The following is a 22,206-nucleotide window of genomic DNA, read 5'->3' on the forward strand; positions in this document are numbered from 1 at the left end:
GCCCTCACTCTAGGAGGATGCCCACTCGAGGAGCCAGGGATAGAGGTCTTCGATGTGCGGGGCGCGCACGGTCGGTGCGGCGTCGGCCGGCACAGGCATCCGATCGATCAATGCCGTCGCAGCCCCGAGAACCGCCACGGGCGCAAGGTCGTTCACCCAGATGTCGCCGACCGACAGCAGCCGCTCGGCTGCGACGCCCTGCTCGGTGAGGATGCGCTCGGCGATCGCGTTCAGGCCGGCCGGCTTGTTCGCGCTCGTCACGACCTCGTCGAACGAGCGCGTGAGCTCGAGCTTGTCGAGCTGCTCGCGTAGCCCGTTCTCGGGCGAGTTCGAGACCAGTACCCGGTGAACGGATGCCGGAAACGCAGCCAGGAACGAGGCAAAGCCTTCCGGCGCGTGGGTCGAGATGAGCCCGTCGGCGAGGTCTGCTCGGCTCGCCCGATACGCCGCGTCGATGCGCTCAGGCGTGACGCCGACGAGCGCGGCCAGGCGCTGTGCCGCGGCGTAGCCGTCGATCGCGCCGTCGACCACGTGCAGGCCGAGGAACACGGGGTCGGCGTCGGTCATGCCCTCGGTCGCCGCGTCGAGCCGGCCGTCGGCGGCCAGCCAGCGCGAGACGACCCGGGTGATCAGATCGACGCTGCTGCCGGCCTCTTCATCGAGGTGTCTGGCATAGGCGATGACGGGGTCGTCGCCGAGGCTGACGGTGCCGTCGAAGTCGAAGAGCAGAACGTGGGACGTCACTCGGCCACCCTAGCGGGCGCACGGAACAGGATCTCGGAGAGGCGGTCGTGATAGGCGTGGAACTCCGGCGAGCGCATGAGCTCGGGGGTTCGCGGCCTGGGCAGGTCGATGTCGACGACCTCGACGATGCGCCCGGGCCGCGGCCCCATGACGGCCACGACGTCGGAGAGGAAGATCGCCTCGGCGATGCCGTGCGTGACCATGAGCGTCGTCGCCGGCCGCTCGCCGATGATGCGCTGCAACTCGACGTTCATGCGCTGGCGGGTCATGTCGTCGAGCGCGCCGAACGGCTCGTCCAGCAGCATGATGCTCGGCTGCACCGCGAGGCACCTCGCGATCGAGACGCGCTGCCGCATGCCGCCGGAGAGCTGCGCGGGTTTCGCGTTCTCGAAGCCGGCGAGGCCGACGAGCTCGATGAGGCCCTCGATCAGCCCGGGCTCTGGCGTGATACCCGCGACCTCAAGCGGCAGGCGGATGTTCTTCGCGACCGTGCGCCAGGGCAGCAGTGCCGAGTCCTGGAAGGCGATGCCGATCTCATGGCTGCGGCGCACCTCATCGGCCGACCTGCCGTTGATGGCGACCGTGCCCGCGGTCGGCGTCTCGAGCCCGGCGAGGATGCGCAGCAGTGTCGACTTGCCGCAGCCCGACGGCCCGATCACCGACAGGAGCGTGTCTTTCGCGGTGCCGAGCTCGACGCGGTCGAGCGCCTGCACCGAACCGCGCCCGACTCCGAATGTCTTGCTGAGGCCCCTGACGTCGACGCCGGTGGGCGCCGCCATCACGCGGCTTTGGCGAGCACCTGCGTCAGCTCGTCGAGCGTCGCGATCTCGCGATCAGGTGCCGGCTGGTGCTTGCCGCGCGGCCAGTCGAAGCGGTTCAGCCAGACGCTGCCGATGCCTGCGGCCTGGGCCCCTGCGACGTCGAACTCGAGGCTGTCGCCGACGTGCCAGGTGCGTTCGGGGTCTGCGTCGAGCCGCTCGAGCGCAACCTCGAAGATGCGGGTGTCGGGCTTGGCTGCGCCGACTTCCGCAGAGATGAAGAGCTCGTCGAAGGCGCCGGTGAGCCCGACACGCTCGAGTTTCGCGCGCTGCACGGCGCTCGGGCCGTTGGTGACGAGGCCGAGCCGGATGCCTGCAGCGGCGCACCCCGCGAGCAGGGCTGCCACGTCGTCGAACGCGCGATAGGCCGCCAGCTCTGCCTGCCACTGCGCGGCGGCGAGGAACTCGGCGGGCTCGTCGTCGAGCCCGTACTCGCCGAGCAGCCGGCGCCAGATCGCGAGGCCGAGCTCAGGGGCGCCGACCCCGCCGAGCGTCCACCCCGTGGCGTGCAGCTCGAAGACCTCTTCCTCGAAGGCCATGGTGCGCGCCGCAACCTCGGCGGCGTCGAGCCCGTGCAGACGGGCGACGTGCGCAGCGGCCGCCGTGACCCCCGCCTCGAGCGCGCCGACCCAGTCGACGAGCGTTCCGTCGAAGTCGAGCAACAGGGTGTGCGGCGTCATGCGGTCAGGGTAACCCCGCCGTCTGACATCAGCGGACCAGGCTCGCGCGCGCCGCCGTGCGCACGGCATCCGTCACCTCGTCGAGCACGCCCGAAGAGATCGCCCAGCGCTGCCAATAGAGCGGCACCCGCACCGAGCGCGCTCCCCCGAGGCGCACCAGCTCGCCGCTCTCGAGCGCCGCCGCGCACTGCTGATCGGGCAGCAGCCCCCACCCGAGGCCACCGAAGATCGCGCGCGTGAACGCGCCGGTGGTCGGGGCGTAGTGCCGCGGCGCCTGCCCCTCCGTGCCTACGACGGCGTGATAGAGCCGGTGCTGCAGCTGGTCCTTGCGGTCGAAGTCGACATAGGGCGCCGCCGCGATGCGCTTGATGTGCGCGACGCCGCCGAGGTGCGCCTCGGCATACGCCGGAGAGCAGACCGCGCGATAGCGCATCGAGCCGAGCGGAACGCTGACGGCGCCCTGCACCGGCTCGGCGATGCTCGTCACCGCGGCCGCCACCTCACCGGAGCGCAGCAGCTCGAGCGTGTGCTCCTGGTCCTCTCGGCGCAGATCGAAGACGATGTCCGCCCGCGGCGTGAGCGCTGTGAGCGCGTCGAGGAACCAGGTGTCGAGGGAGTCGGTGTTCACGGCGATCGGCACAGACAGCACCCCTGCCTCTCGCCCGGCCGCGCTCAGCTCGCGCGTCAGGTCGAGGTCGAGCAGCGCGAGCTTGCGCGCGTGGCGCAGCACCACCAACCCCGCCTCGGTGGCCTGGATCGGCGTCACGCGCCGCACCAGCACGGCCCCTGCCGACTGCTCGAGCGCCTTGATGCGCTGCGACACCGCAGAGGGCGTGACGTGCAGCCGCGCGGCGGCCGCATCGAAGGTCCCCTCGTCGATGACGGCGACCAGCGTGCGCAGCTGATCGGTGTTGAGCTCGGCCATAAGCACAGCTTATGCCGGTTCAGATTCTTTAGCTGGTGTTGTGCCACGTCGCTACCTAGCGTCGAACCGTGCCCCTCAGCTCCACCCTCCTTCCCGCGCTGCTCGGTCTTGGCACCGGGCTGTCGCTCATCGTCGCCATCGGCGCACAGAACGCCTACCTGCTCAAGCTCGGCGTCGTCGCGGCGCGTCGCATCATGCTGCCGATCGTGCTGTTCTGCGCCCTCTCGGACGCGGTCCTGATCGCGGCGGGCACGGCAGGCGTCGGCGCGGTGGTGCAGCGCGCACCCGACGTGCTCGTCGTCGTGCGCATCGTGGGCGCGACGTTCCTCATCGTGTACGGCCTGCTCGCCGCGCGTCGCGCGCTGAAGCGCAGCGGAGAGGCGATGAGTGAGACGACGGATGCCTCAGCCGGCGGCTCTGGCACAGGCATCCGTCTCGGCAGCGCCATCGCCACCGTCGCGTTCTTCACCTGGCTCAACCCGCATGCCTACCTCGACACCATCGTGTTCCTCGGCTCGCTCGCCAATCAGCAGGCGCCCGCTGCACGCTGGTGGTGGGTCGGCGGCGCGGTGGCCGCGAGCTTCGTGTGGTTCTTCGCGCTCGGCTTCGGCGCCCGGCTGCTGCGGCCGCTGTTCTCGCGGCCGGTCGCCTGGCGCGTGCTGGACGGCCTGATCGCCGTCGTCATGATCGCGCTCGGGCTGCGGCTCGCGCTCGCGGGCTGACCCGGCCGCCGGTGTTGCGGACATGTAACCGTTCCGTCACCGGCCGGTAGTTGCTATTGACTAAGCAACTGCGGCGGCACTAGAGAGGTTGCACGGCCCCCAACAAGGGGGCCTCTCTCGCACTCCAATGGAGGTATTCGTGCGATCTCGCCGCCCACGCATGCTCACCGTCGCGGTCACCGCCGGTGCGCTGCTGCTCACCACCTTCGCCGGGTCGGCGGCCGCCAACGCGGCCGACAGCCGGCACTCCCTCGGCGGCGCGCCGTCGTGGGCCACCGCGGGGCACCGCCAAGGTGCCGTCCCCGGCGGCCAGCGGATCCCGTTCCGAGTCGTGGTCAAGAACCCCCACCAGCAGAGCATCGACGCGTTCATCAAAGACGTCACCGATCCGAAGAGCAAGGATTACGGCAAGTACCTGACGCCCGCGCAGTACGACGCCCGCTTCGGGCCGAGTGCCGCCGACGTGAAGGCGGTCGAGTCGTTCCTCACGAGCCAGGGCATCTCGGTCACGGGTGTCGCGCAGGGCAACAAGTGGGTCGAGGCCTCTGGCACCGCAGCGCAGGTCAACAAGGCGTTCGACACCTCGCTGTCGACGTACTCTCACAACGGCCGGAAGCAGTACGCGCCGTCGTCGAGCATCTCCGTTCCGGCATCCGTCGCCGGTGTGATCTCGGGTGTCACCGGTCTCGCGCAGGGCCAGACCGTGCGCACGCCGGGCACCGAATCACCAGAGGCGACGCCGAGCGGCGCGCCTGCGGCGAGCGCGCCTGCGGCCGCCAAGCCGCCGGCCTCGCAGTGCTCGGACTACTGGGGCGAGTACCAGCAGACCCTGCCTGAGGCATACGGCCAGACGAGCTTCAACACCTACCTGTGCGGCGTGACGCCCGCGCAGCTGCGCAAGACCTACGGCACCGCTTCCGCCGTCGCCAAGGGCGACACCGGCAAGGGCGTGACGGTGGCGATCCTCGACGCTTACGCCAACCCGACGATGCTCTCGGACGCGAACCAGACCGCGGTCGCCGTCGGTGACAAGCCGTTCGCGGCCGGCCAGTACCGCGAGCACATCATGGGCGCGTTCGGCATGCAGGACGCCTGCCAGGGCGAGGCGGGGTGGAACGGCGAGGAAGCCCTCGACGTGGAATCCGTGCACGGCATGGCGCCCGGCGCCAACGTGCTCTACGTCGGCGCGACCGACTGCGACACCGGCCTCGATGACGCCGCCAACTGGGTCGTCGAGACTCACGCCGCCTCGATCGTCTCGAACTCCTACAGCTGGGGCAGCGAGCCCACCGACGCCGACAGCCAGGCCGAGATCCAGCTCGAGCACTCGATCTGGGCGCAGGCCGCTGCTGAGGGCATCGGCTTCTACTTCTCGAGCGGCGACGACGGCGACACCGTGATCGACGGCCAGAACCCGCAGCCCGAATACATGGCCTCTGACCCCTACGTCACGGGCGTCGGCGGCACGAGCGAGATCCTCGGCAAGAACGACCAGCTGGTCGCCCGCACCGGGTGGGAGACGCTGTTCGATCTGGTCGACTACTCGGGTGACACGCCCGTCTACGAAGACCCGCTGCCCGGCTCGTACTTCTACGGCGGAGCCGGCGGCGGCACCAGCCAGCTGTTCACGCAGCCCTGGTACCAGAGCGGCAAGGTGCCGAACTCGCTGTCGCAGGCACGCGGCGCCACCAAGATGCGCACGGTTCCCGACATCGCGGCGGATGCCGACCCGTACACCGGCATGTACTACGGCATCACGACCGACGGCACCTTCACGCTGACGTCCCTCGGCGGCACCAGCCTCGCCTGCCCGCTGATCGCGGGCATCCAGGCGCTCGCGCAGCAGAACCGCCGGGTCGCGATCGGCTTCGCCAACCCGCTGCTCTACCAGGTCGGCGGCGTCGGCATCTCCGACGTGACGCCGCACCCCGGCATCCACTTCGCGAGCACCGCGGGAAGCTACCTCGGCACCTTCGACGCCGGCGACACGCAGAAGACGACCTACGGCTACGACGACGAGACCGGTCTCGGCGTACCGAACGGCTCGTTCATCGCCGCCGAGCTCGCCGCGGGCGGGAAGCGGTAACCGCATCGATCAGCGAGGGGCCCGGGGATGCTTCCCCGGGCCTCTCTTTGCTGCGGGCACCGCGTTCGCTCAGCGGACATGGGTCGATAAGCGGGAGCATCTGAGCCCGACCGTCCGTCCTAGCGGCTCATCTCCGCATATCGACTCAGCGACGCGAAGCCACGCGCCTACTCCGCCAGGAACTCCGCTGCGATGCGGCCCCAGCCCTGCAGCTCGGTCAGCTTCTGGCCGAGCTGCAGGCGCGCGTCCGGCAGCGCGTCGAGAAGCGCTTGCGAGGTCGATACCGGGTGGCCGGGGTCGTCGCTCCAGGGCAGCAGCAGCACGGGCACCTCGAGGGCGCGGATCGCGTCGATCGGCGGCAGATCGCTGATCGCCGCGCCCCGGAGGATGGTCGGCGCCAGCGCCTCGCTCACCTGCGGAGCCGCGGCGCTGCGGTCGAGCCCCACGAACGGCTCGGGAACGGGCAGGTCGGCCGACTCCGCCACCTGCGTGAACGCGGCGAGCCCCTGCGTCTCGATCAGCGTCGCGAAGCTGCGGTAGAGCTCCGCCTGGGCGGGGCGCGTCTGCCAGGCCGTCGGCGCGCTCGTCAGCACGAGGCGGCGAAACCGCTGCGGCTCGGCGAGCGCTGCGTAGATCAGGGTCGCGGTACCCATCGACGAGCCCATGCCGTCGACCTGCTCCCCCGGCGCGATCTGGTCGAGCAGCGCCAGCAGATCCTGTGCAAGCTCGGGCCAGGTATACGCGGCCTCCTCCGTCGTGCCGCTCGACTCGCCGTGCCCGCGCGCGTCGTAGCGCACGACCCGGTGGCCCGCGGCGGAGACCGGCGACCAGTCGAACATGCCCGAGCGCTCCTGCGCCCAGCCGCTCGAGGTCATCCCGTGGGCCCAGACCACCGTGGGGCCGTCGCCCACCTCGGTCCACCTGAGGCGCGCGCCGCGCACCTCTGCGTCATGGGGCTTGGGCGCAACATCCGTCATACAGCCACCTTAGAAGCGGCCCGCGCGACAGACTTGTCGCCATGAGAGCAGTCGCCGTCGTCGGCAACCCGAAGCCCGCCTCCCGCACCGCCGACGCCGCCCAGCGGCTCGCCGCCGCGCTCGGCGCCGACGAGGTCGAGCTCATCGATCTGATCGAACTCGGCCCCGGGCTGATCGGCTGGGGCGACGAGAGCGTCAAGGCCGCGGTCGCGAAGGTGCAGGCATCCGATCTCGCGATCTTCGCCTCGCCCACGTTCAAGGCGACCTACACGGGCCTCCTCAAGCTGTTCCTCGACCAGTTCGCGACCGCGACGGGCCTCGAGGGCGTGGTCGCGGTGCCGCTCATGCTCGGCGCGGGGCCCGGCCACGCGCTCGCGCCCGAAGTGCTGCTCAAGCCGGTGCTCGTCGAGCTCGGCGCGATCACCCCCGCGCCCGGGCTCTATCAACTCGACTCGGCCTACCTCGACGACCCGAAGCTCGCCGACTATGCGGCGCGCTGGGCGCCGGTGATCAAGGCCGTCACGGCCCTCCGAACGCCCTAGAAGTTGAGCCGTCGCAGCGCCAGCTGCATCGCCGAGGGGAACGCGCTGCGGTAGGCGGGCGCCGCCCCGGCGTCGACGAAGAAGCCACCGCCCTGCGCGGGCCTGATCTTCACGACATCCGTGCCACCGGCGTCGACCATCCAGTCGCCGGCCGGCGTGCGGTTGATGTGCAGCTGCAGCTCGCCGAGCGAGAACCGCTGACCGTGGCCGGCCTCGAGGGCCGTCTCGTCATAGATCTTGGCCATGCAGAATCAGTACCCCGCGCGGCCGTCACGAATCCCCCGAGCTGGGGTCTTCTCCAGATGAATCGGCAACGGCGCCTGCGGGCGCCCGCGAAAGAGGAGAAATCGTGGACAACGGATTCTGGTCGGATTTCGACCTGTCAACCATGCTCGTGAAAATCGGCTCGGCGATCGTCATCGCGCTCGTCACCTGGATCGTCGCGCGCCTCGTGCGCTGGGCGATCCGCAAACTCGTCTCGCGCGTGGGCTTCCTGCAGCGCCAGGGCAGCGACGGGCGACAGCTCGGCGAATCGCTCGGCCAGGTCGCCGGCCTGCTCGTCTGGCTCTTCGGCCTCATCGCGCTGCTGCAGCTGTTCGGGCTGACGCAGGTGGTCGCACCGCTGCAGGGCATGCTGACCGGGGTCTTCACCTTCCTGCCCCACCTGCTCGGGGCGGCGTTCGTCTTCTTCATCGGCTATGTCTTCGCCACGATCGCCAAGAAGCTGATCGTCGCGGGCCTCGGCACGATCAACTTCGGCAAGGCCAATGTGCCGGCCACCACGAACATCCCTGCCATCGTTGGCAACGTCGTGTTCGGCGTGATCGTGTTCCTCGTGGCGATCGCCGCTCTGCAGGCGCTTGGCCTCGACGCCATCTCTGGCCCGGCGCAGCAGCTGCTGGCATCCATTCTCGCCGCCCTGCCCGCCATTCTCGGTGCCGCCATCGTTCTCGGAATCGGCTTCGCGATCGCCGTGTTCCTCGGGCGCCTGCTGCGCTCGATCCTGCCCGGCGTCGGGCTCGACAAGGCCGTGCGCCTCGCCGGCATCGAGGCGAGCGGCGAGCAGCTGGCATCGGTCGTCTCGCGCATCGTCGAGATCGCGATCATGGTGTTCTTCGGCATCATGGCCGCTCAGTTGCTCGGCTTCGCGCCGATCACGGACGCGCTGAACACCATCCTCGGCATCGCGGGTCACGTGCTGCTCGGCGGCGCGATCATCGTCGCCGGATTCCTCATCGCCGGCCTCATCGGCAAGGTCGTCACCCAGCCGCTGCCGAGCCGCGTGCTGCGCTGGGTCACGATCGCCCTGTTCGCCGCCATGGGCCTCAAGAACATGGGCCTGGCCGACTCGATCGTGAACCTGGCGTTCGGCTCCGTGGTCGTCGGCGGCGCACTGGCGGCGGCCCTCGCCTTCGGCGTCGGCGGCCGCGAAGCCGCTGCCCGCGCGCTCGATCGCCTCGAGGACAAGGCGGCAGAGGTCAGCAAGTCGGGGCAGTAGCCCGTCGCGCGCGGGCTTCTGGCGGGTGCGTCAGGAGCCCAGCGCCGCGACGATCGCCTCGGCCTGCGACCAGTACTGCGCGTAGTAGTACGGGTCGGCGTTGCGCTGCACCGTGTGCGCCAGCAGCGTCGGCTCCATGGTCTGCCAGCCGGGCACCTTGATCGCCTTCTGGAAGAAGTGCAGTGCCGCCGTGTACGGGTCCATCCGCTCGGCGAGCGTTCCCCAGGCGCCGTTGTCGCGCTGCTGGAAGAGCCCCCGACTGTCGGGGCCGGCCGCGTCGCCGTAGTCGAGGTTGCGCAGGTGCGTCTCGCCGATCGCCGTCATCACGCCGACCGCCTGCGTATGCGTGCCGATGCCGAGCGAGCGCGCCGCGTTGATGATGTGTGCGGCGTTGATGAGCTCGGCCTGGCAGTAGCCGGCCACCGGCCCACGCGGAACGACGATGTCGCCGATCGTCACCGGGTCGGCCGCGGGGCAGGCGGGCAGCTGGGGTGAGACGGATGCCTGCGGCAGCGGTCTGCTCGCCGCGATGGCGACCCCGACCACGCCCGCGACCAGCAACCCGACCACGACCGCCGCCGAGATGCTGAGGGCGATCGCGACGCGCGCGGCCGCGCTGCGCTTCCGCGCCCTGCCCCGCCGTCGCCCGCTCATCGTGAGACGAGATTATGAGTCCGGGCTGTGCAGTTCCTTCGCCTCGGCGATCAGCTTCTCCGCCTTCTCGAGCGCCTTCTCGCTCTGTCGGGTACCGCGCGGCGGCAGCTGGATCTCCTCCGCGGCATCCATGCCTGCTTGCAGCTCGCGCCCGCGCTCGAGCTCTGCGTCGAACTCGGCGCCGATGAGCAGCACCAGGTTCACGATCCAGAGCCACACCAGGAAGATGATGACGCCCCCGAGTGAGCCGTACGACTTGTTGTAGTTCGCGAAGTTCGCGACATAGAACGCGAAGCCGACCGTCGCGATCGCCAGCACGACAATCGCGAGCAGGCTGCCGAGCGAGAGCCAGCGGAACCGCGGCTGCTTGACGTTCGGCGTGCCCCAGTAGAGCAGCGCCACCGCGAAGATGAGTGCGAGCGCCATGACCGGCCAGCGTGCGATCGACCAGACCGAGGTCAACACCGCGCCGGCCCCGATCGCGTTGCCGATCGCGTCGATGAGCGGGCCCGAGATGATCAGCAGCACGGCCATGATGGCGACCAGCACGACGAGCACGAGCGTGATGAGCAGCTGCGACGGCTTCAGCACCCAGAACGGGCGGCCTTCGTCGATCTCGTAGATCCGGTTCATCGCGCGACTGAACGCGCCCACGTAGCCTGAGGCGCTCCAGACCGCCAGCACGATGCCGACGACCAGGCCGAACCCGGCGGCCGACGACGACGCGAACTGGTGGATCGGGTCCCTGATGAGCGCCACGGTGTCACCGGGGGCGACCTCGCCGACGATCTTCAGCACGGCGTCCGCCGCGCTCGTGCCCTGCCCGACGACGCCGAGCAGCGAGAAGACGGCGAGCAGGGCGGGGAACGCCGAGAGCACCCCGTAGTAGGTGAGCGCCGCCGCGGCATCCTGCCCCTGGTCCGCCGAGAACTCCGCGAGCGTGCGGCGGAAGATGTACTTCCACGAGCGCTTCTTGAGCTTGGGCGGCGACTGCGGCTTGCGCTTGTCGTCCGGGCTGGGCGCGTCGTCGCGGTCTTGACTCTGGCCGATCTCTGTCACGTCTCCCCCTTCACCTCATCCGTATCCACCCTGGCCCAGCACCATGCGCCGCGCTACGGGTTGCGCGTCACGCGCGCCGCCGGCCGAGATCGGCGGGCGTCATCTCGGGCCGCAGGCGCACGAAGCGAACGGGATGCCGGAACACGCCGTCATCTCGCGCCGTGTCGGCGCTGATCTCGATCACGAACGGCTCGACGAGCGTCAATTCACTGGACTCGTGCCGCCAGCGGTTCGCCTCCCGCGTCTTCGGCCACGGGTGGGAACCCGCGGGTTTGGCGATGACGCCCTTTAGTTCACCGGCCGCTGCGCTCGACAGCGCCGTGCTGTGGCCCACGATGCGCAGCGCGCCGTCGTCGTCCGGCAGTCCGATGATCAGCTCGCGTGGGTGCGCGATCGTGCCGTTGACGGCGCCCACGATGACGTCGACGGTGTCGCGGTGCTTCACCTTCACCCAGTCGCGCCGGTTGCCGCGGTAGGGCTGCGCGGCGCCCTTCACGACCAGTCCCTCGATGCCCTGCTCTGGGAGCGTCGCGAACCACTCGGCCGCCTCATCTTCGTCGCGAGTCGCCGGTGACAGCGTGAGCGGTTCCTGCCACCCACCGGCGAGCTCTTCGAGCAGGCTGCGGCGGTCGGCGAAGCCGAGCTCGCGCGCGTCGCGGTAGTCGACGGCGAGCACGTCGAAGGCGGCGTATGCCGCGGGCCGGGCGCTCACCTCGCGTTCGCGGCGCTCGTGCCGCAGCACGAGGCGTTGCTGCAGTGCGCCGAAGTCGAGACGTCCCTCGCTCCAGACGATCGCCTCGCCGTCGACGATCACACCGTCTGGCAGCTGATCGTGCGCCGCGCGGGCGAGATCCGGGAAGGCATCCGTCAGCTCTCGCTTCTGACGCGACCACAGGTGCACGTCGCCGTCCTTGATGATCGTGAGCCGGAAGCCGTCCCACTTCGGCTCGTACACCGCGCCGCCTGGCAGGCCGTTGCTCTCGGGAATCGCGGGAACGGCCTTTGCGAGCGCGACGGTGGGCGGCACGAGATCGGCGGGAAAGCTGCTCATGCAGGTGCGGTACCCGGCTCGCGCCACCCCCTAGATGCGCCGGGCGTCGACTGCGAGCATGGCCGCATGCTCGACGACTCGCTCGCGTTCATCACCCGAGGCTACGACTTCGGCGCCCACATCTGGAGCCGCACCCGAGACGGCGCCCGCGCCGTGCCGCTGCGGCTGCTCGGCAAACCGGCGCTGCTGGTGCGCGGCGAAGAGGGCGTCAGGCTGTTCTATGACCAGAGCAAGGTACGCAGGCACGGCGCGATGCCCGCCTTCATTCAGCAGTCGCTGTTCGGCAACGGCTCGGTGCACAGCCTCGACGGCGATGAGCACCGGCACCGCAAGGCGACGTTCGTCGACGCCCTGTATGAGGATGAACAGGTCGAGCGGATGCTTCCCCTGCTCGAGCGTGAATGGGGCGATGCCCTCGCCGCCTGGGTCGATGGCGGCCGCGGCAGCGCATACGACACCGCCGTCGGGGTCTTCGGCCGCGCGAGCATGGAGTGGGCCGGGCTGCCGGGCACCGCGGCCGCGAAGACGCGCTGGGCGGTGCGGCAGGCGCAGATCGTCGACGGCTTCGGCGCACTGTACTCGCCCGAATACCTGCGCGCGCTTGGCAACCGCGTGTGGTCCGATCGGCATGCGCAGCGGCTGATCGAGGCCGTGCGCGCGGGGTCGCTCGACGCCGCTGAGGGCACGGCGCTGCACGCGTGGGCCTGGCATCGCGACGCTGCCGGGCGCCCGCTGCCATCGCGCGTCGCGGGCGTCGAGTTGCAGAACAGCTTCCGCCCGATGATCGCCGTCGCGCGCTTCGTGGCCTTCGCCGCGAAGGAGCTGCACGACCGGCCCGAGTGGCGCGAGCGCATCGCGACCGAAACAGAACAGCGCGGCTCACTGGTGGGCGGGCCGCTCGCGCGTGCCTTCGCGCAGGAGGTGCGCCGCACCGCGCCGTTCGTGCCGATGCTGCCCGGCTGGGCGACCACCGACGTGTCGCTCGACGGCGAGCAGCTCGCCGCGGGCGGGCGCGTGCTGATCGACGTGCTCGGCACCGACACTGACGACCGCTCGTGGGAACGCGCGGGCGAGTTCGACCCGGAGCGCTTCGTCGACGTCGACGACTACGAGGCACTGACCGCGTTCATTCCGCATGGCGGGGCGGATGTCAGAACCGGCCACCGCTGCCCCGGCGAGAAGCTCGCGATCGCGGGGCTCGCGGCGGCGGTCGCGGCGCTGAGCGACCCGCGCGTGCGGGTCCTCGACGAGGGGCTCGAGGTGAACCGGCGCCGGCTGCCCACCAAGCCGCGCTCGGGCGTCCTCGTGGGGCGCTGCCCGTTTCATTGAGCGGGTGCCGGGTACCGCTCAGCCATGAGCGACCAGCGCGCATACAACGAGCAGAATTCCGACGACGACCAGAACATCCAGGGCGCGCCGAACAGCGGTTCGACCGACGCCGACACCGCCTCGGGCGGCTCGCCCGACTCGGGTTCGGACGGTTCGGACTCGCCCGACTCGGGCTCCGGCGACTCGGGCGAGAACCCCGACGACGTCGACCCGGAGAGCGGCACGAACCAGAACGGCGAACCGATCGACAACCCGTCGGGCGGCTGAGGCACCGCGCCTCTAGAACAACGTGGCCTCGGGCACGGGCGACTCCAGCGCGAGCAGGTGTCGCTTGCGCTCGAGGCCGCCGGCGTATCCGGTGAGCTTCCCCGTCGAGCCGACGACGCGGTGACACGGCACGATGATGCTGAGCGGGTTGTGGCCGACCGCCTGGCCGACGCGCTGGGCGAGATTCGGGTTCCCGAGCGTCGCCGCGATCGTGCCGTAGGTCGTCGTCTGGCCGTAGGGCACGCGGCTGATCTCTTCCCAGACAGCGTGCTGGAAAGCATCCCCGGTCGCCATCGTCGCGATCGTGAACCGGTCGCGCTCCCCCGCCAGATAGGCGCGCAACTGCGCGCCCGCCTCGGCAACCAGCGCGTCATCGGACTCAGCGACCTCGTCGCCAAGCTCCGCAGCGGTCGGCGGGTACCAGTGGCCAGGAAAGTACACGCCCGTCACGGCATCGCCGTCGGCGGTGACAGTCAGTTCGCCGAGAACGGTGTCGACTCTTGCGTGCCGGATGCCTGTCACAGAAGTTCCTCGAGCAGGGTGCTCGCGACGGCGAGTAGCTTGACGGTCATGGCTGGTGGCACTCCCACATTCTCGCGCTGGTTCCAGCGCTGGTGGGTCGCGCTCGTCGGTGCGTTCATGGCAACCGGCGGCGCGGCGATCTACGAAGCGGCGGCCCTCTCGATTCCTCGCGGCATAAGCACATACAGCGGTTCGGGCAACACGAGCGACTGGTACGTGAGCTTCGTCGACAATCCGGCGTTCGTCTACCTTATGCGTCTCGGCGAGGTGCTGATGGCGGTCGGCCTCGTCGCCGTGATCGCCACGGTCGTCGTGCGCGTGGTGCAGCGTCGCCGACACCAGATGCCGTAGTCCACTGGCTCGAGCAAACAAAAAGACCCGCTCGAAAGCGGGTCTCTCTCAGTGCTGGGGTACCTGGACTCGAACCAAGAACAACTGAACCAGAATCAGCCGTGTTGCCAATTACACCATACCCCAATGGCCAGAACCGAAGCTCGGGCACAAGAGAACACTTTACCCGATGAACTCGCCGTCTCTGAAATCGGGCGAGCCCTCGGCGAGCCGTCCGTCCCGCGCGACGGGTCGCCCGAGCAGGTCACGGTGGATGGTGCGCGCCACAACAGCGCCCTCCCCCGCGGCGACCGCGATCTGCATCGGTTCGCGGGCTGTCACGTCGCCGGCCGCGTAGAGCCCCGGCACCGAGGTGCGGAAGCGCGCATCGACGACCACGCGGCCGTGGGCGTCACGCGAAGCATCCGTCTCAGCAAGGAAATCCGCCTGCGGAATCCAGTCGGGCCGCACGAAGCCGCCCTCGCGCGCGACGACGCGGCCCGATGCGAGGCGCACGCCGGTCATGACCGCGCGCTCCCCCTCGATCGCCACCACCGGCTCGCGCTCGAGGCCGATTCCGGCAGCGGCAAGCGTCTCCGCATCGGCATCCGAAAGATCTCCGCAGAACACGATCAGGTCGGGCGCCCAGTGCGCGATCTCGAGCGCCCGGTCGACCAGATCTGGCCCCGAGCCGAGCAGCGCCAGCGCCTGCCCGCTCTTCTCGTACGCATCGCACTCGATGCACGAGTGCAGCGCGGTGCCGTAGTACGCGCGCAGGTTCTCGATCGCGGGCAGCACCTCGGTCAGCCCCGTCGCGACGAGCACCGCCTGCGGGTGCACGACCAGGTCGGGCCCGCCGCGCAGCCCGGTGACGGAGACCGTCAGATCAGCGCCGACCGACTCGACCAGGCCGCTCGTGTGCGCCGCCCCAGGGTAGGCGAGGAACTGCTCGCGCCCCACCCGCCGCAGCTCGAGGGGCGGGATGCCGTCGAGCCCCAGCGTGCCGTGCGAGTGCAGCGTGGGCGCGTGCCGCGGCCGGTTCGCATCGACCATGAGCACGCTGCGCCGGGCGCGCACGAGGTTCAGCCCCGCCGTGAGGCCGGCCGGACCGGCCCCGATGATGACGACGTCGGGCTGCGCGCCCTCAGCCGGCGAGGTGGGCATCGAGCTTGGCGAGACGCGCGAGCGTCTCCTGCTTCCCGAGGATCTCGAACGATTCGAAGAGGGGCGGCGAGACACGGCGACCGGATGCCGCGACCCGCAGCGCCCCGAAGGCGTTGCGCGGCTTGAGTCCGAGGTTCTCGATCAGAGCCGCACGAAGCGCCTCTTCGATCTCGGCGGTCTGCCACGTCTCGAGCGGCTCGAGGGCGGCGATCGACGCTTGAAGCACCGCAGGCGCGACATCCGTCAGCGTCGCCAGCGCGTCATCTTCATACGTGAGCGACGCCGCATCGGTGAAGAGGAAGCCGAGCATGCCGGGGGCCTCGCCGAGCAGCTGCATGCGCTCCTGCACGAGGGGCGCCGCCTTGAGCAGCACGACGCGCTCGGCCTCTGTGACTGTGTCACCGAGAATACCGGCGGCCTGAAGGTAGGGAATCGTGCGCTCGGCGAAGTCGTCGACCGCGAGCAGGCGGATGTGGTCGCCGTTGATCGACTCTGCCTTCTTCTGGTCGAAGCGCGCCGGGTTCGGGTTCACGTCGGCGATGTCGAACTTCTCGACGAACTCGTCGCGTGAGAACACGTCGCGGTCGGCCGAGAAGCCCCAGCCGAGCAGCGCGAGGTAGTTGTCGAGGCCCTCGGGGATGAATCCCCGGTCGCGGTGGTGGAAGAGGTTGGCCTCAGGCGCGCGCTTCGAGAGCTTCTTGTTGCCCTCGCCGAGCACGAGCGGCATGTGGGCGAAGCGCGGCACGAACGTCGTGTAGCCCAAGTCGATGAGCGCGCGATAGAGCACGATCTGGCGGCCGGTCGAGGGCATCAGGTCCTCGCCGCGCAGCACGTGGGTGATCTGCATGACCGCGTCGTCGACGGGGTTCACGAGCGTGTAGAGCGGATGCCCGTTGGGGCGCACGATCACGAAGTCGCCGAAGGAGCCGGCCGGGAAGGTGACCTCGCCGCGGATGAGGTCGTGGAAGGTGATGTCCTCGTCGGGCACCCGCAGGCGGATGGCCGGTTCGCGGCCCTCTGCGCGGAACGCCGCCTTCTGCTCGTCCGTCAGGTTGCGGTCGAAGTTGTCATAGCCCTGGGCACGGGGGCGGCCGTTCGCGTCGTTGCGCGCGTCGATCTCTTCGGCGTTCGAGAACGACTCGTAGGCGTGGCCCGACTCGAGCAGCTTCGCCACGACCTCGCGGTAGAGGTCGTAGCGCTCCGACTGCCGGTACGGCGCGTACGGCCCACCGACGCCGAGCCCTTCGTCCCAGTCGATGCCGAGCCAGGTCAGCCCGTCGACCACCTGGTCGAGGCTCTCCTGGCTGTCGCGCGCCGCGTCGGTGTCCTCGATGCGGAAGATCAGCTTGCCGCCGTTGTGGCGCGCATAGGCCCAGTTGAACAGGGCGGTGCGGATGAGGCCCACGTGGGGCGTTCCGGTCGGCGATGGGCAGAACCGCACGCGCACCTCGGCGCCGGTCGCGGTCGAAAACGGGTACTCGCGTGCGTCAGACATACGACGGCAAGTTTACCGAGCCGAGGAGCCCGCTTCCGCGAGTTCGAGCCGCGCGAGATCGAGCGAGTGCAGGGTCTCGAGGGTCGCCGCGACGGCGGGCACGCGGCTCGCGCCCTCGGTCGTCACGACGTGGATCGTGCGCGAGTGGCCGCGGGCCGTCGGCCGCAGCACGATGCCCTCGGGCACGCGGGTCGAGGCGAGGGCCAGCGTGGGCACGAGGGCGATGCCGATGCCGGCATCCGCCATGCCGAGCACGGCCGAGAAGTTGTCGGTCTCATAGGCGATCGTCGGCGTGTAGCCCGCCGACTCGGTGACCTGCAGCAGGTGGCCGCGGCAGCGCGGGCAGCCCGCGATCCACGTCTCGCCGGCGAGCTCTTCGAGGCGCACGCGCTGGTGCGACGCCGCCGGGTGCGCGGCCGGCAGCGCCACCAGCATCTCGTCCTGCCAGAGAGAGTCGACGGTGAGACCCTGCGCGCTCTCCTGGTGTGGGTCGACGCGGTCGCCGGGGTAGCTGAAGGTGATCGCAACATCGACAGACCCCGAGCGCACGGCCTCGACCGCCTCGGGCGGCTCTGCCTCGAGATAGCTGATGGAGAGGCCGGGATGCTTCGCCGACAGTTCCTTCACCAGCTTCGGCACCACGGTCGACGAGGCGGTCGGGAAGCCCGCGAGCCGCACGCGCCCCGAGCGCAGGCCGCTCAAGCCGGCGAGCTCGCCGGCGGCCGCATCGAACGCGTTGGTGATCGTGCGCGCGTGCCGCGCGAGCACCTCGCCCGCCTCTGTGAGGCGAACCGACCGCCCCACGCGTTCGGCGAGGGCCAGACCGAGCCGCTGCTCCGCGCGCCGCAGGTGCTGGCTGACGGCCGGCTGGCTGTAGCCGAGCGCCTCGGCGGCGGCCGTGATCGAGCCCTGCTCGGCGATCGCGCCGACGATGCGCAGCGTCTGCGCATCGAGTTCGGGGAATTGCGGAGCCGGGGTGAGTGTCACCTGGTCAGTCTACCAGGCGCATAACCGGCGGTTATCGAATCCATCGATCACATGTTCTTGTGTGATGAATCACTCAGGTCGAATCTTGAGCCATGATCGAGTCTCTTCGCGAGGAGTTCGCCGCCACGAGCGGCTACCTCGCCGCGTGCACCATGGGCCTCGCTCCCGCCTCGACACGACGCGCCATCAGCGCCGACCTCGAGCTGTGGGCCGCAGGCCTCGCCTCCATGGGCGGCTACGACGACATCGCCAATCGAGGGCGCGCCGCGTTCGCGCGGCTCTCCCACGTCTCGCCGAGCAGGGTCGCCATCGGCGCCCAGGTGTCTGTGCAGGCATCCGTCATCGCCCTCGCCGCGCCCGACGATGCCGAGATCCTCTGCGTGAACGGCGACTTCAGCTCGGTGCTCATGCCGTTCGCGCAGCAGGCCCACCGCGGCGTGCGCCTGCGTCAGGTGCCGCTCGAGGCGCTCGCGGACTCGGTCACCGACGAGACGTGGCTGGTCGCGTTCTCGCTCGTGCAGTCCGCCACGGGCCGCATCGCCGATGCTGACGCCGTGCTGGATGCCGCCGCACGTCACGGCACGCGCACGCTCGTGGACCTCACCCAGTCGGCGGGCTGGCTCGATTTCGATGCGAGCCGAGCGGATGCCACGCTGACGCACGCCTACAAGTGGCTGTGCGCCCCGCGCGGCGCGTGCCTGATGACCGTCTCCGAGCGCTTCCAGCATGAGCTGCGGCCCGTGCAGGCCGGGTGGTACGCCGGCGCCGACATCTTCAGCTCGTGTTACGGGCCCGACATCGTGCTGGCCGATGACGCCCGGCGCTTCGACGTCTCACCGGCGTGGCAGGCGTGGGTCGGCGCGGCCGCGTCACTCGAGCTGTTCGCCGGGCTCGACCTCGAGGCGGTGCGGGCGCACGACGTCGGCCTCGCCGACGAGCTGCGGGCGGCGCTCGGCCTGCCTGCGACCGGCTCGGCGATCGTCACGTGGGCCGACCCCGGCGGGCGCGACGTGCAGGCGATGACGGATGCCGGGCTCACGGTCTCCGGCAGGGCCGGCAACGCGCGGGTCGCGTTCCATGTGTGGAACGACGAGCGGGGTGTCGCCCGCATCGTCGACGCGGTGCGGCAGCCGGCCGCCACGGCGCCCGTTCAATGACGGTGGTGCTCAGTACCTTTACTGCATGACCTCCGATGGGCCCGCATCGGGCGTCGAGCAGCTCGCCGTGGAGGCGGCGCCCGGCGGCCTCTCGACCACCCAGGGCGCGACGATCACGATCGGCGCACTGCTCGGCACGGGCGTGATCTCGTTGCCCGGAATCGCCGCCGACGACGCCGGCCCCGCCTCGCTCGTCGCGTGGGCGGCTCTACTCATCCTGTCGATTCCCCTCGCGACGACGTTCGCCGCGCTCGGGTCGCGCTTCCCGGGCGGTGGCGGCGTCACGAGCTACGCGCGCCGTGCCTTCGGGGGCTATGCGGGAACGGCGCTCGGCTGGCCCATGGTCTTCGCCACCGGTGTCGCGGCCCCCGTGGCAGCCGGATTCGCGGGCTCGTACATCGCCGACGCGACGGGCGGCGGCAGGCACGTCAGCGTGCTTTCCACCGCCGGAATCATGCTCGTGGTGGTCACCATGAACTGGTTCGGCATCCGCATCTCGGCACGCGTGCAGCTGGTGATCATGTCGGCCATCGCCGCGACGCTCGTGGTGACGGTCGCCATCGCGCTGCCACATGCGCAGTCGTCGAACCTCACGCCGTTCGCGCCGCACGGCGTCGGTGGCATCGCGACCGCAGCGGGCGCCCTCGTGTGGGCCTTCGGCGGGTGGGAGGTGATGGCCTCCCTCTCCGGGGAGTACCGCGACCCGGCGCGCAGCATCACCCGAGCGACCACTGCGGCGCTCATCGTCGTCGCAGCCCTCTACCTGAGCGTCGCCTTCGTCACCGTCGCCGTGCTCGGGGCGGCGCCGGGCAGCGCGCCCCTGTCATCGCTGCTCGTCGTCAGGCTCGGCCCGGCGGCCCGCCCCGTCATGACGGTGATCGCGACGCTTCTGACCGTCGGCACCATGAACTCGTACTTCGCCGGCACGGCCCGGCTCGCCGCCGCGCTGGCCGCGGAGCGCTCGCTTCCGCGCTTCCTCGATCAGCGCGGCGAGCCGCGCCGCGCGCTGCTGACGATCACGCTGCTCGGCTTCGCCTCTCTCGCAGCCATCGCCCTCCTGCACACCGACAGCGAGGCGATCCTCATGTTCATGTCGGCGACGATCGCCGCGGCCTACCTCGTCTCGAGCGTCGCCGCACTGCGGCTTCTGCCGAGAGGAAGCACCGGCCGTCGGGTCACCATGATCGCGCTCGTGGCGTCACTCGCACTCGTGATCGCGACCGGGTGGTCGCTGCTGGCGCCGGTGGTCGTCGGAGCGCTCGGGTGCCTCTGGTACCGCGTCAGGCGGCCTTGACCGGGTTCCGCAGGATTCCGAGCCCCTCGATCTCGACCTCGACGGTGTCGCCTGCCGCGATCGGCCCGACCCCCGCCGGGGTGCCCGTCATGATGACGTCGCCCGGCAGCAGCGTGAACGCGGCTGAGGCGTGCGCGATGATCGCCGGCACGTCGAAGATCAGGTCTGAGATGTTGCCGTCTTGGCGGATCTCGCCGTTGACGCGCGTCTGGATCGCGGCATCCGCCAGCTCGAACTCGGTCTCGATGACGGGGCCGAGCGGCGCGAACGTATCGAAGCCCTTCGCGCGTGCCCACTGGCCGTCGGCGACCTGCAGGTCGCGCGCCGAGACGTCGTTGCCGATGGTGTAGCCGAAGACGTAGTCGAGCGCGCGCTCAGCCGGCACGTTCTTCGCGACCTTGCCGATGACGACGACGAGCTCGCCCTCGTGCTCGACCTTGTTCGAGATGGCAGGCAGCACGATCGGCTCGTTCGGACCGATCACCGCGGTGTTCGGCTTGAGGAACAGCAGCGGCTCCTTCGGCACGTCGCCGCCGGTGACCGACTTCATCTCTTCGACGTGGTCGTGATAGTTCTTGCCGACGCCGACGACCTTCGAACGCGGGATCACGGGCGCGACGAGCGTGACCTCGGTGATCTTGGCGCGCTCGCCCGTCGTCTCGTATCCGGCGAACATGGGGTCGCCCTTGAGCAGCACCCACTCCTGCTCTTCAGGGTCGAGGATGCCGTAGGTGAGCACACCCTCGTGCTGGAAGCGCCCGATCTTCACTTGGCGCTGCTCTCGTCGTCGGAACCGGCGTCAAGGCGGTACAGCCACCCGTGCGTGTCTTCGATGCGGCCGTACTGGATGTCGGTCAGCTCCTTGCGCAGTGACATCGCGACCGACTTGTCCTCGGGCAGCACCGGCAGCTCGATGGTGAAGTCCTTCGCCTTGAGGCGCGCGATCGGGTTCACCACCGCCGCGGTGCCGCACGCGAACGCCTCGACGATCTCGCCGCTCGCGGCACCCTCGCGCCACTCCTCGATCGAGACGGCGCGGCGCTCGACGGCGTGGCCGCGCTCTTCCGCGAGTTGCAGCAGCGAGTCGCGCGTGATGCCCTCGAGGATGCTGTCGGAGGCCGGCGTCACGAGCGTGCCGTCCTTCTTCACGAGCACGAGGTTCATGCCGCCGAGCTCTTCGAGGTTGCCGTCCTGCAGGAACAGCACCTGGTCGCAGCCCTGCGCATAGGCCTCCTGCTGGGGAAGCAGCGACGCCGCGTAGTTGCCGCCGGTCTTCGCCGCACCGGTGCCGCCGTGGCCGGCGCGCGCGTAGTCGGTCGACAGCCAGATCGACACCGGCTGCACGCCGCCCGTGAAGTAGGCGCCTGCGGGCGAGGCGATCACGAAGTAGTAGACCTTGCGTGCGGCGCGCACGCCGAGGAACGCCTCTGCGGCGAACATGAACGGCCGCAGGTAGAGGCTCGTCTCGCCACCCTCGGGCACCCACGCGGCATCCGCCCGCACCAGGTTCTTCAGCGAGTCGAGGAAGACCGGCAGCGGCAGCTCGGGCAGCGCGAGGCGGCGCGCCGAACGCTGCAGGCGCAGGCCGTTCTGATCGGGCCGGAAGGTCCAGATCGAGCCGTCCGCGTGACGGTAGGCCTTGAGACCCTCGAAGATCTCCTGCCCGTAGTGCAGCACCGCCGCGGCTGGGTCGAGCGAGATCTTGGCATAGGGCTCGATGGTCGCCCGATGCCAGCCGCCGCGCTCGCTCCAGTGGATCTGCGCCATGTGATCGGTGAAATGCAGGCCGAAACCGGGGTTCGCGAGGATCTCGGCGCGCTCGGCGTCGGACTTCGGCGAGGGGTTCTGCGTCACTGCGAACTGCAGCGGCGAGATGTCGGTGAGCGGAAGCGAGAGGGACATACC

24 protein-coding genes and 1 tRNA gene are annotated in these 22,206 nt (G+C 70.1%); 9 read left to right on the plus strand and 16 right to left on the minus strand.

Annotated features, from left to right (window positions below; genetic code table 11):
- Window positions 1–9: 9 nt before the first annotated feature.
- Genes ABD736_RS04285 through ABD736_RS04300 form a run of 4 tightly spaced genes read right to left on the minus strand, consistent with a single transcriptional unit; the run spans window position 10 to window position 3,167 of the window.
- Entirely contained in the window at window positions 10–744 is a 735-nt protein-coding gene (locus ABD736_RS04285) for an HAD family hydrolase (RefSeq protein ID WP_344790499.1), read from the minus strand.
- On the minus strand, window positions 741–1,523 hold the full coding sequence (locus ABD736_RS04290) for an ABC transporter ATP-binding protein (protein ID WP_344790500.1): 783 nt from the start codon (window positions 1,521–1,523) through the stop codon (window positions 741–743). The genes ABD736_RS04285 and ABD736_RS04290 overlap by 4 nt, the downstream gene beginning before the upstream one ends.
- Window positions 1,523–2,242, minus strand: coding sequence for an HAD family hydrolase (locus ABD736_RS04295; RefSeq protein ID WP_344790501.1), 720 nt, complete (start codon window positions 2,240–2,242; stop codon window positions 1,523–1,525). The genes ABD736_RS04290 and ABD736_RS04295 overlap by 1 nt, the downstream gene beginning before the upstream one ends.
- 28 nt (window positions 2,243–2,270) lie before the next feature.
- Window positions 2,271–3,167, minus strand: coding sequence for a LysR family transcriptional regulator ArgP (locus ABD736_RS04300; protein ID WP_344790502.1), 897 nt, complete (start codon window positions 3,165–3,167; stop codon window positions 2,271–2,273).
- 68 nt (window positions 3,168–3,235) lie between these two features.
- On the opposite strand from ABD736_RS04300, the gene ABD736_RS04305 reads away from it, so the two are divergent.
- On the plus strand, window positions 3,236–3,889 hold the full coding sequence (locus tag ABD736_RS04305) for a LysE/ArgO family amino acid transporter (protein ID WP_344790503.1): 654 nt from the start codon (window positions 3,236–3,238) through the stop codon (window positions 3,887–3,889).
- Between the two features lie 139 nt (window positions 3,890–4,028).
- Entirely contained in the window at window positions 4,029–5,975 is a 1,947-nt protein-coding gene (locus tag ABD736_RS04310; protein ID WP_344790504.1) for a S53 family peptidase, read from the plus strand.
- A 167-nt stretch (window positions 5,976–6,142) separates the two neighbouring features.
- Here the strand turns inward: ABD736_RS04310 and ABD736_RS04315 are convergent, their stop codons facing one another.
- Window positions 6,143–6,952 carry an alpha/beta fold hydrolase gene (locus tag ABD736_RS04315; RefSeq protein ID WP_344790505.1) on the minus strand — a complete coding sequence of 270 codons (810 nt, stop codon included), beginning with the start codon at window positions 6,950–6,952 and terminating at the stop codon, window positions 6,143–6,145.
- Between the two features lie 41 nt (window positions 6,953–6,993).
- On the opposite strand from ABD736_RS04315, the gene ABD736_RS04320 reads away from it, so the two are divergent.
- Window positions 6,994–7,494: an NADPH-dependent FMN reductase gene (locus ABD736_RS04320; RefSeq protein ID WP_344790507.1), complete on the plus strand. Its 501-nt coding sequence runs from the start codon at window positions 6,994–6,996 to the stop codon at window positions 7,492–7,494.
- Here the strand turns inward: ABD736_RS04320 and ABD736_RS04325 are convergent.
- Entirely contained in the window at window positions 7,491–7,739 is a 249-nt protein-coding gene (locus ABD736_RS04325) for a hypothetical protein (RefSeq protein ID WP_344790508.1), read from the minus strand. The two genes, ABD736_RS04320 and ABD736_RS04325, sit on opposite strands and share 4 nt — an antisense overlap.
- Before the next feature lie 104 nt (window positions 7,740–7,843).
- Here ABD736_RS04325 and ABD736_RS04330 point away from each other — a divergent pair, with 104 nt between their 5' ends.
- Window positions 7,844–8,992: a mechanosensitive ion channel gene (locus ABD736_RS04330; protein ID WP_344790510.1), complete on the plus strand. Its 1,149-nt coding sequence runs from the start codon at window positions 7,844–7,846 to the stop codon at window positions 8,990–8,992.
- A gap of 30 nt (window positions 8,993–9,022) precedes the next feature.
- On the opposite strand, the gene ABD736_RS04335 is transcribed toward ABD736_RS04330, so the two are convergent.
- The 3 genes from ABD736_RS04335 to ABD736_RS04345 all read right to left on the minus strand — a co-directional run bounded on the left by ABD736_RS04335 (window position 9,023) and on the right by ABD736_RS04345 (window position 11,756).
- Window positions 9,023–9,646: a hypothetical protein gene (locus ABD736_RS04335; protein ID WP_344790511.1), complete on the minus strand. Its 624-nt coding sequence runs from the start codon at window positions 9,644–9,646 to the stop codon at window positions 9,023–9,025.
- 12 nt (window positions 9,647–9,658) lie between these two features.
- Complete coding sequence (locus ABD736_RS04340) at window positions 9,659–10,705, minus strand: YihY/virulence factor BrkB family protein (protein ID WP_344790512.1); 1,047 nt, start codon at window positions 10,703–10,705, stop codon at window positions 9,659–9,661.
- A gap of 67 nt (window positions 10,706–10,772) precedes the next feature.
- On the minus strand, window positions 10,773–11,756 hold the full coding sequence (locus ABD736_RS04345; protein WP_344790513.1) for an ATP-dependent DNA ligase: 984 nt from the start codon (window positions 11,754–11,756) through the stop codon (window positions 10,773–10,775).
- A 66-nt stretch (window positions 11,757–11,822) separates the two neighbouring features.
- Here ABD736_RS04345 and ABD736_RS04350 point away from each other — a divergent pair, with 66 nt between their 5' ends.
- Both ABD736_RS04350 and ABD736_RS04355 read left to right on the plus strand, forming a co-directional pair.
- Complete coding sequence (locus tag ABD736_RS04350; RefSeq protein ID WP_344790514.1) at window positions 11,823–13,085, plus strand: cytochrome P450; 1,263 nt, start codon at window positions 11,823–11,825, stop codon at window positions 13,083–13,085.
- A 24-nt stretch (window positions 13,086–13,109) separates the two neighbouring features.
- Window positions 13,110–13,352 (plus strand): hypothetical protein, encoded by a 243-nt coding sequence (locus ABD736_RS04355; RefSeq protein WP_344790515.1) that lies wholly within the window; start codon window positions 13,110–13,112, stop codon window positions 13,350–13,352.
- Window positions 13,353–13,364: 12 nt separating this feature from the next.
- On the opposite strand, the gene ABD736_RS04360 is transcribed toward ABD736_RS04355, so the two are convergent.
- Window positions 13,365–13,874 (minus strand): methylated-DNA--[protein]-cysteine S-methyltransferase, encoded by a 510-nt coding sequence (locus ABD736_RS04360; RefSeq protein ID WP_344790516.1) that lies wholly within the window; start codon window positions 13,872–13,874, stop codon window positions 13,365–13,367.
- A 48-nt stretch (window positions 13,875–13,922) separates the two neighbouring features.
- On the opposite strand from ABD736_RS04360, the gene ABD736_RS04365 reads away from it, so the two are divergent.
- The gene (locus ABD736_RS04365) at window positions 13,923–14,225 is read left to right on the plus strand and encodes a hypothetical protein (protein ID WP_344790517.1); all 303 of its coding nucleotides are present in this window, start codon (window positions 13,923–13,925) and stop codon (window positions 14,223–14,225) included.
- Between the two features lie 54 nt (window positions 14,226–14,279).
- Here the strand turns inward: ABD736_RS04365 and ABD736_RS04370 are convergent.
- The 4 genes from ABD736_RS04370 to ABD736_RS04385 all read right to left on the minus strand — a co-directional run bounded on the left by ABD736_RS04370 (window position 14,280) and on the right by ABD736_RS04385 (window position 17,850).
- A tRNA-Gln gene (locus tag ABD736_RS04370) sits at window positions 14,280–14,351 on the minus strand.
- Window positions 14,352–14,387: 36 nt separating this feature from the next.
- Window positions 14,388–15,368 carry an NAD(P)/FAD-dependent oxidoreductase gene (locus tag ABD736_RS04375; RefSeq protein ID WP_344790518.1) on the minus strand — a complete coding sequence of 327 codons (981 nt, stop codon included), beginning with the start codon at window positions 15,366–15,368 and terminating at the stop codon, window positions 14,388–14,390.
- Window positions 15,349–16,863: a glutamate--tRNA ligase gene (gene gltX / locus ABD736_RS04380; protein WP_344790519.1), complete on the minus strand. Its 1,515-nt coding sequence runs from the start codon at window positions 16,861–16,863 to the stop codon at window positions 15,349–15,351. The genes ABD736_RS04375 and gltX overlap by 20 nt, the downstream gene beginning before the upstream one ends.
- Before the next feature lie 12 nt (window positions 16,864–16,875).
- Window positions 16,876–17,850, minus strand: coding sequence for a LysR family transcriptional regulator (locus ABD736_RS04385; RefSeq protein WP_344790520.1), 975 nt, complete (start codon window positions 17,848–17,850; stop codon window positions 16,876–16,878).
- A gap of 92 nt (window positions 17,851–17,942) precedes the next feature.
- Here ABD736_RS04385 and ABD736_RS04390 point away from each other — a divergent pair, with 92 nt between their 5' ends.
- Window positions 17,943–19,007, plus strand: coding sequence for an aminotransferase class V-fold PLP-dependent enzyme (locus ABD736_RS04390; RefSeq protein ID WP_344790521.1), 1,065 nt, complete (start codon window positions 17,943–17,945; stop codon window positions 19,005–19,007).
- Between the two features lie 25 nt (window positions 19,008–19,032).
- Complete coding sequence (locus ABD736_RS04395; protein WP_344790522.1) at window positions 19,033–20,301, plus strand: APC family permease; 1,269 nt, start codon at window positions 19,033–19,035, stop codon at window positions 20,299–20,301.
- On the opposite strand, the gene ABD736_RS04400 is transcribed toward ABD736_RS04395, so the two are convergent.
- The gene (locus tag ABD736_RS04400; RefSeq protein ID WP_344790523.1) at window positions 20,288–21,070 is read right to left on the minus strand and encodes a fumarylacetoacetate hydrolase family protein; all 783 of its coding nucleotides are present in this window, start codon (window positions 21,068–21,070) and stop codon (window positions 20,288–20,290) included. The two genes, ABD736_RS04395 and ABD736_RS04400, sit on opposite strands and share 14 nt — an antisense overlap.
- The gene (locus tag ABD736_RS04405; protein WP_344790524.1) at window positions 21,067–22,203 is read right to left on the minus strand and encodes a branched-chain amino acid aminotransferase; all 1,137 of its coding nucleotides are present in this window, start codon (window positions 22,201–22,203) and stop codon (window positions 21,067–21,069) included. The genes ABD736_RS04400 and ABD736_RS04405 overlap by 4 nt, the downstream gene beginning before the upstream one ends.
- Window positions 22,204–22,206 lie beyond the last annotated feature (3 nt).

Source organism: Gryllotalpicola daejeonensis (assembly GCF_039538145.1).
Lineage (GTDB): Bacteria > Actinomycetota > Actinomycetes > Actinomycetales > Microbacteriaceae > Gryllotalpicola > Gryllotalpicola daejeonensis.

Excerpts from the sequence above, each read along its gene's own strand:
- ABD736_RS04325 (WP_344790508.1), bottom strand. The coding sequence starts at position 7,739 with ATGGCCAAGATCTATGACGAGACGGCCCTCGAGGCCGGCCACGGTCAG.
- ABD736_RS04345 (WP_344790513.1), bottom strand. The coding sequence starts at position 11,756 with ATGAGCAGCTTTCCCGCCGATCTCGTGCCGCCCACCGTCGCGCTCGCA.
- gltX (WP_344790519.1), bottom strand. The coding sequence starts at position 16,863 with ATGTCTGACGCACGCGAGTACCCGTTTTCGACCGCGACCGGCGCCGAG.
- ABD736_RS04335 (WP_344790511.1), bottom strand. The coding sequence starts at position 9,646 with ATGAGCGGGCGACGGCGGGGCAGGGCGCGGAAGCGCAGCGCGGCCGCG.
- ABD736_RS04390 (WP_344790521.1), top strand. The coding sequence starts at position 17,943 with ATGATCGAGTCTCTTCGCGAGGAGTTCGCCGCCACGAGCGGCTACCTC.
- ABD736_RS04405 (WP_344790524.1), bottom strand. The coding sequence starts at position 22,203 with ATGTCCCTCTCGCTTCCGCTCACCGACATCTCGCCGCTGCAGTTCGCA.
- ABD736_RS04355 (WP_344790515.1), top strand. The coding sequence starts at position 13,110 with ATGAGCGACCAGCGCGCATACAACGAGCAGAATTCCGACGACGACCAG.
- ABD736_RS04365 (WP_344790517.1), top strand. The coding sequence starts at position 13,923 with ATGGCTGGTGGCACTCCCACATTCTCGCGCTGGTTCCAGCGCTGGTGG.
- ABD736_RS04350 (WP_344790514.1), top strand. The coding sequence starts at position 11,823 with ATGCTCGACGACTCGCTCGCGTTCATCACCCGAGGCTACGACTTCGGC.
- ABD736_RS04315 (WP_344790505.1), bottom strand. The coding sequence starts at position 6,952 with ATGACGGATGTTGCGCCCAAGCCCCATGACGCAGAGGTGCGCGGCGCG.
- ABD736_RS04375 (WP_344790518.1), bottom strand. The coding sequence starts at position 15,368 with ATGCCCACCTCGCCGGCTGAGGGCGCGCAGCCCGACGTCGTCATCATC.
- ABD736_RS04320 (WP_344790507.1), top strand. The coding sequence starts at position 6,994 with ATGAGAGCAGTCGCCGTCGTCGGCAACCCGAAGCCCGCCTCCCGCACC.
- ABD736_RS04300 (WP_344790502.1), bottom strand. The coding sequence starts at position 3,167 with ATGGCCGAGCTCAACACCGATCAGCTGCGCACGCTGGTCGCCGTCATC.
- ABD736_RS04395 (WP_344790522.1), top strand. The coding sequence starts at position 19,033 with ATGACCTCCGATGGGCCCGCATCGGGCGTCGAGCAGCTCGCCGTGGAG.
- ABD736_RS04290 (WP_344790500.1), bottom strand. The coding sequence starts at position 1,523 with ATGGCGGCGCCCACCGGCGTCGACGTCAGGGGCCTCAGCAAGACATTC.
- ABD736_RS04295 (WP_344790501.1), bottom strand. The coding sequence starts at position 2,242 with ATGACGCCGCACACCCTGTTGCTCGACTTCGACGGAACGCTCGTCGAC.